The sequence below is a fragment of the Clostridium sp. 1001270J_160509_D11 genome (assembly GCF_015667935.1).
Lineage (GTDB): Bacteria > Bacillota > Clostridia > Peptostreptococcales > Peptostreptococcaceae > Intestinibacter.
Genome location: NZ_JADPET010000154.1, coordinates 1 through 6,710, shown reverse-complemented (window position 1 = coordinate 6,710; position 6,710 = coordinate 1). Strand labels below are relative to the sequence as shown.

General features: G+C 26.1%; 6 protein-coding genes. All 6 read left to right on the top strand.

The genetic code is table 11. The annotated features are described in order from the left end of the window. Positions 1 to 822: VanW family protein (locus I4U58_RS11900; RefSeq protein WP_195931564.1), on the top strand; the 822-nt coding region annotated here is incomplete at its 5' end. Positions 823 to 1,036: 214 nt separating this feature from the next. After that, on the top strand, positions 1,037 to 1,972 hold the full coding sequence (locus tag I4U58_RS11895; protein WP_195931563.1) for a protein kinase: 936 nt from the start codon (positions 1,037 to 1,039) through the stop codon (positions 1,970 to 1,972). A 24-nt stretch (positions 1,973 to 1,996) separates the two neighbouring features. Further along, the gene (locus I4U58_RS11890; RefSeq protein ID WP_195931562.1) at positions 1,997 to 3,163 is read left to right on the top strand and encodes an AI-2E family transporter; all 1,167 of its coding nucleotides are present in this window, start codon (positions 1,997 to 1,999) and stop codon (positions 3,161 to 3,163) included. 215 nt (positions 3,164 to 3,378) lie between these two features. After that, positions 3,379 to 4,596 (top strand): VWA-like domain-containing protein, encoded by a 1,218-nt coding sequence (locus I4U58_RS11885; RefSeq protein ID WP_195931561.1) that lies wholly within the window; start codon positions 3,379 to 3,381, stop codon positions 4,594 to 4,596. Positions 4,597 to 4,651: 55 nt separating this feature from the next. After that, complete coding sequence (locus I4U58_RS11880; protein WP_195931560.1) at positions 4,652 to 5,752, top strand: MoxR family ATPase; 1,101 nt, start codon at positions 4,652 to 4,654, stop codon at positions 5,750 to 5,752. A gap of 14 nt (positions 5,753 to 5,766) precedes the next feature. Next, positions 5,767 to 6,657: a hypothetical protein gene (locus tag I4U58_RS11875; protein WP_195931559.1), complete on the top strand. Its 891-nt coding sequence runs from the start codon at positions 5,767 to 5,769 to the stop codon at positions 6,655 to 6,657. Positions 6,658 to 6,710: the final 53 nt, after the last annotated feature.

Here is a 6,710-nt window from a genome sequence, read left to right as displayed (position 1 = left end):
AAATTAGATAAAGAAATAGGACAAGTATCTAAACAAATAAATAAAAAATATGTAGATGCTACAATTTCAGTATCAGGTGGAATTACAGTGAAAGAATCACAAACGGGTCTTAAATGCGATGATGAAACTAATAAAAAAGCGATTGAAAAGGCTTATAAAGATAAAAATTATGAGACAATAGCTTTAAAAGTAGATGTTACACAACCAAGAGTTAAAACAGAAGATGTGAAAAGTATTGACACAGTACTTGGATCTTATTCAACTACTTTTAATCAATCTCAATATGGAAGAAATTATAATATAGCCTTAGCATTAGATAGATGTGATGGAAGTGTAGTAATGCCAGGAGAAACTTTCTCTTACAACGATGCAACAGGTCCTAGAATTGTAAGTAATGGATTTAAATATGCATCAGTTATAGTTGCTGGAGATTACCAAGACGCACCAGGTGGAGGTGTATGTCAAGGTTCTACAACTTTATTTAATGCAGTTTTACTATCAGGACTTGATATAACACAAGTTAGAAACCACAGTAAAAAAGCAGCATATGTTCCTGTAGGAAGAGATGCTATGGTAAATGACGGCGACAGTGATTTTAAATTTACAAATAACTTTGACCACCCAGTATATATATCTGCATATGCAGGTGGAGGAGTTGCTGGAGCTCAAATTTATGGATGTTCTAAAGATAGAGTTGGCGTAAGTATAAAAACTACAAAGTTTACTTATAATGGCTTAGAAGGGGCAAAAACTTATAGAACAATAACTAAAAATGGAAAATCAGAGACAAAACAAATTTATACAGCTGTGTATAATGGATAGATAAAAGAGACAAGCATATATGCTTGTCTTTTTTTAATTCTAAGAAAATTATACATTATCTGCTTTGTGTATAATGTATAATTTTTAAAATATAGATTTAAATAAAAATATACAAAAATTTCATTAAGAAAGTCTTAAGTTTTAAATAATTTCCATTTAGCGACATACTTTTATGATATAATATGATGAAGTTATTTTGGAAGAGGGAGATAAAGTGTTAATTATAGATAATAGATACAAAATTGATAATGAAAAAGATGAAGATTTACAAATAGATAAACTATACAGAGCAAAAGATTTACAATTAGATTCAGATGTATATATAAAAGTTATAAGGGACAATACTACCATAAAAGATACTTTTATAGCCAATCTAGTAGATGAATCTATGATGATGTCAAATATTGATTGTGACAATGTAGCAAATATTTTAGATGTAATAACTGATGAATCTAAATATTATATTGTCAGTGAGTATTTTAATGGAATAAGCCTATTTGATTTAGTAAATAAAAATAATATAACTTTAGATAATATTATTTTTATAATGAAACAAATGGTAACTTCTATGAGTATATTTGATGAAAAAGGTTTTTATCATGGAGGGATTAGACTAGATAATATTTTAGTTGATGAAAATCATAATATAAAAATATATGATTTAGGGATAACAAAGGCAAATGGGGGAGTAAATATAAGAATGAACGACAATATTTCATTTTTATCACCGCATCAATTAAATATAAATTATACAGATATAGAAAGTGATTTTTTTGCAATAGGAGTTGTAATGTACTATTGTCTATTTAAAAAAATGCCATTTAAAATAGCAAAAACAGAATTTGAGATGTTAAAAAATATAGATAAAGGCATAAACTTAGACCCAGAAAAAATAACTATTTTTAATGAACCAGTAATAAAAATTATAAAAAAATTGCTTGATAGAAAAGATAAGTATAATAATTACAATGAAATTTTAATTGACTTAACTAAAATAATGTATGTAAAAGCAGATATTGTTGAAAATAAAGATATAGACTTAGAAGAAGTTTATTGTGAAGAGCCAAAGAAGGATAATTCTTTTATGGTCAAATTAGTATCAATAATTATGTGCATAATTATTCTTATCATGATAATCATGCAATTATAATAATTGGCGAGAAAGGAAGGAAAAATGAAAGTAAATTGGAATAGCAAATATAATACAGTTGCTGTATACTCTTTAATTGTTATATGTATTAGTATTTTATTTTACTTTTTTGCATCACAAATAGGATCATTTAGTGCTAAAATAAGTTATTTAATTTCAATATTATATCCATTTATTATTGGCTTTGTATTAGCATATTTATTAAACTTTATTCTAAAATTCTATGAAGAAAGAGTATTAGTGAATATAAAAGTTTTTAATAAAATAAGACAAAGTAGAAAAAGAATGATAGGGATATTACTTACATATTTAACATTTGGAGTTATGATTTACCTTAGTATACATTTTGTATTCCCACAGCTTACAGAAAGCGTGGTCGGTATAGTAAATCAAATTCCACAATATATGGAAAATGCACGAAGTATAACACAAGAATTAATTAATAATTTTGAAATAAATGATCAGCTTGCAAATTTTGTGAATGATAAGTTAGCAGAAATATCGGCAAAACTAATAGCATTTATAAGTGAAATAGCTCCACTTATAGCAAATATAATTATGACTTTAGTATCTAGTATTTGGAATATAATATTAGGTCTAATAATATCAGTTTATCTATTATTAGATAAAGAAAAATTCTATGCATTATCTAAAAAGATGGTAAACGCAATGTTTAGCAGAAAAACTGCAGATAGAATATTTGAATTAACTCACAGAAGTAACAATACTTTTGGAAAATTCATAAGTGGTAAAATTATAGATTCAGCTATAATAGGTGTACTTAGTTTCATACTATTCTCAATAGCTAAAATGCCTTATGCTGTATTAATATCTGTAATAGTAGGTGTTACAAATATAATTCCATTCTTTGGACCATTTATAGGTGCAGTACCTTGTTTTGTACTTGTATTATTTGAATCACCGACAAAAGCAGTTGTATTCTTAGTATTAATATTTATAATACAACAAATTGACGGAAATATAATAGGACCTAAGATATTAGGAGACTCTATAGGAATTTCAGCATTCTGGATATTATTCGCTATATTAGTGGCGGGAGAATTATTTGGATTTATTGGAATGATAATAGGAGTTCCATTATTTGCAATTATATATTCTATAATTAAAGAAAATATAGAATATAAATTAAAAGAAAAAAATTTACCTACAGATACGAAAGATTATATGTAGATTTATAAATAGCCCTTATAAATTATTTGATTTATAAGGGCTATTTTTGAAATTATATTCATTTATAAATTGTGGATAATTTTAAGATGTGTAAATATATATAAAGATAAATTAGAGTTTTAAAAAGTTTTTAAAATAAAGATTTTTATAAATTTATTGTTAAAATATGTAAAAGAGTTATAATTAAGTCATGAAAGTAATTAGGGGTGGTTGATTTGACGATAGAGGAGAGTATTAGTAAATTAAAGATTAATTTAATAAAAAGAAGACCGTTTTACGGTGTGATTTTGATGAAATTGGGTGAGTTAAAAGAAAGTGATACAACAGATATTGCATCAACAGATGGTGAGACAATATTTTATAATAGGGAGTATATGGAGAGTTTAAGTGAAAGTGAGAGGAATTTTTATATTCTTCATCAGCTTTATCACTGCATTTTTATGCATCCAACTAGAATGGCAAATAAAGATATTAAGATTGCAAATGTAGCTGCGGATTATCTTGTAAACTATTATATAGATATGGAAAAAGAAGAATTTAGGCGAAATCAAATTATGATTACACCTCCAAAAGACTCATTAATGGTAGATAGTGATGAAGATAAAGCATTACTAGAAAAACTGTCTTTTGAACAGCTTTATGAAATTCTATATAAAAATATAAAAAAAGATGATGATATCTATGATAATAGCCAAAGCAATGGTCAAGGCAAAAGTGGTTTAGGTCAAAATATAAATTATCAAAATATAACAGAAGACTTAATTAGACCTAAAAATATACAAAAAACTTCATCAAACATGAGAAGGATAATCCAGGAGAGTATTATCACTAATAAAATGCAGGGAAATAAATCTATGGGGGATATGCCAGGGAGTTTAATTAGAAAAATTGAAGATTTAATCGGTACTAGACTTCCATGGTACAAGTATTTAAGGCGATATTTGAGTAATATCGAATCTGATGACTTGTCTTTTGATACTCCGGATAAAAATCATCTATATAGAGAACTTATTTTACCCGGTGCTTATGAAGATGAAAATAAACTAGAAGATATATTATTTGTAATAGATACATCAGGTTCTATTTCTGATGATGATTTAAAAAACTTTATGTCACAGGCTTATAATATATGTAAGGATTTTAATGCTACGGGAAAGGCAATATTTTTTGATAGTATAGTCCAAGATGTATTTGATATAGATAAAGATAATTTTAAAAAAGCTAGACCCGTTGGAGGAGAAGGAACTAATGTAGATAGTGCATTTTATTATATAAAAGATGAAAAATTAAAATATATATGTGCTGTAGTTTTGACTGATGGCTATTTTCCAAAACCAAATGTTTTAATTAGAAATGTTATTTGGTGTCTCACAGAAGATGCCACTACAAAAAATATTGAAGGATATAAGGGTTCTAAAATAATAAATATGTAAAAATTTTAGTAAGTAATCATATAAATTTAAAATTAAAAAATAAAGGGGTTAAAATATGTCTACTATTAATATAGAACAATTTGAAAAAATAGTTGAGTTTAATATCGATAATAATATAAAAAGAGCTATCCTAGGTCTTGGAGCTTCGGGGATAGGAAAGTCTGCAGTAATAAAACAAATAACAGAAAGAAAAAATATGGGTCTTATAGATTTAAGGCTTTTATTATATACAGAAACAGATCTAAAAGGTATTCCTTTCCCAAACGAAGATAAAACTAGAACAAAGTGGCTTCCAAATGATATTTTGCCAAATGTAGAAAGAGATGGAGAGAGGGGAATTTTTTTAGTAGAAGAGCTTACATCAGCACCTAAAAGAGTTCAAGCTGCTGCATATCAATTAATACAAGACAGAAAATTAGGTGAATATATACTGCCAGAAGGGTGGTTTATAGTTGCACTTGGAAATAGAGAAGACGACAACGGTGTATTTGTTCAGATGCCATCACCGCTGGCAAATAGATTTGAAATCCACGATATAGGATATGATTTAGATATATGGAAGAAAAACTTTGCATATAAAAATGGAATCAATTCTTTTGTAATAAGCTACTTAAATTTTAAGCCAGGGGCACTACATAATTTTGTACCGGAAAGCACTTCTATGATATTTGCATCACCGAGAACATGGCACGCAGTAAGCGATATATTAAATACAAATATATTCGATTTTGATGACGATATACTTAGATATAAAATAGAAGGAAATGTTGGCGAGATTGAATGTAATAGTTTTTTACAATTTTGTAAATTGAAAGATGAACTTATAAGTGTAGACGATATACTTTCAGGTAAAGATATAGAAATTCCAACAGAACACGATAAGATATATCTATTAATCGGAAGTATAATATCTCGATTAGAATGTTTAAATAAAATTAAATCTATAGATGATATAGATGATATAGATGAAGAACTTATAGAAAAACTTGAAAATGCAATTAATTTCTTCTTAAAACTAAAGCCAGAATTTACAGTACTTGCACTTAAAGACTTAGTCTCACTAAATAGAAAAATCGTAAAGAAATTATTTATAGAAGAATTAGATAATGACGATATAATAGATTTTATAACAGAAAATGACTATATTTTTGAGTAAATAGAAGGTGGAGTATGAATAAGAAAAAACATATAAAAAGTGTAATTTTAGAATTTGACAAGATTATAAATTTTTTATTCGATGAATACGATTTAGATATAAGTCTGCCAATTGAAAAATGTCTTTCAAATGAAAGTATAAAAGATATAGTGCTCACTGAAGAAAGTACAATACTTGATAGTTTAGACAGTATTTATTATAAAAATACAAAGGATTTATTTCATGAGCTTAAAAAAATAGAAAAATTAGGTTCACCTAAACTACATTATTATAAAGATAATACGATAAAAGTTACGTCTTCTTTAATAGATACTTATAAACTAGACGGACATAAAGATAATTTATATAATTTTAAAACTACATATTTATCTAGGCTAAAAGAGTTTTTAGAAGGTATAAGCACTATAAAATATATACAGTATTTAGTAGATATTGAAGGGCTTATTTTAGAATTAGGAGAACCTAAATTGACTATAGACGGTGCTAATATAATTTTTAGGTATCCTTTTAATATAGATGATATAGATGATTGCGTTCAATTTATAAAAAGTGAATTTGAAAATATGAAGATAGAAGCTTTATCATGTGTAGTTGTTTTGAGAAAAACTAAAAATGAAATATATATTCCAAATAAATATAAAGATTACTATTTTCCAAAGTGTTTTGAAGATGCATTAGATGATTTAGAAATAAAAACTTTATTTAAGTCTAAAGTAGTAGAAGTTATTATTGATGGTGAGTTTCAAAGTTTATATTATTTTAGTGCTTATGAATATATGAATAATAAAACAAATAAACCATACTGCTACATATATATAAAAGACAATAGACTTTGTGATTTAGAAAAATCTCAACTAATAAATAAATTATTAAAATTACAAGATAATTTGGAAGCAGGTATTTAATATGATAGATAGAAAAACAATGATAAAGAGAATAAATGAAGAAATAGATAAAT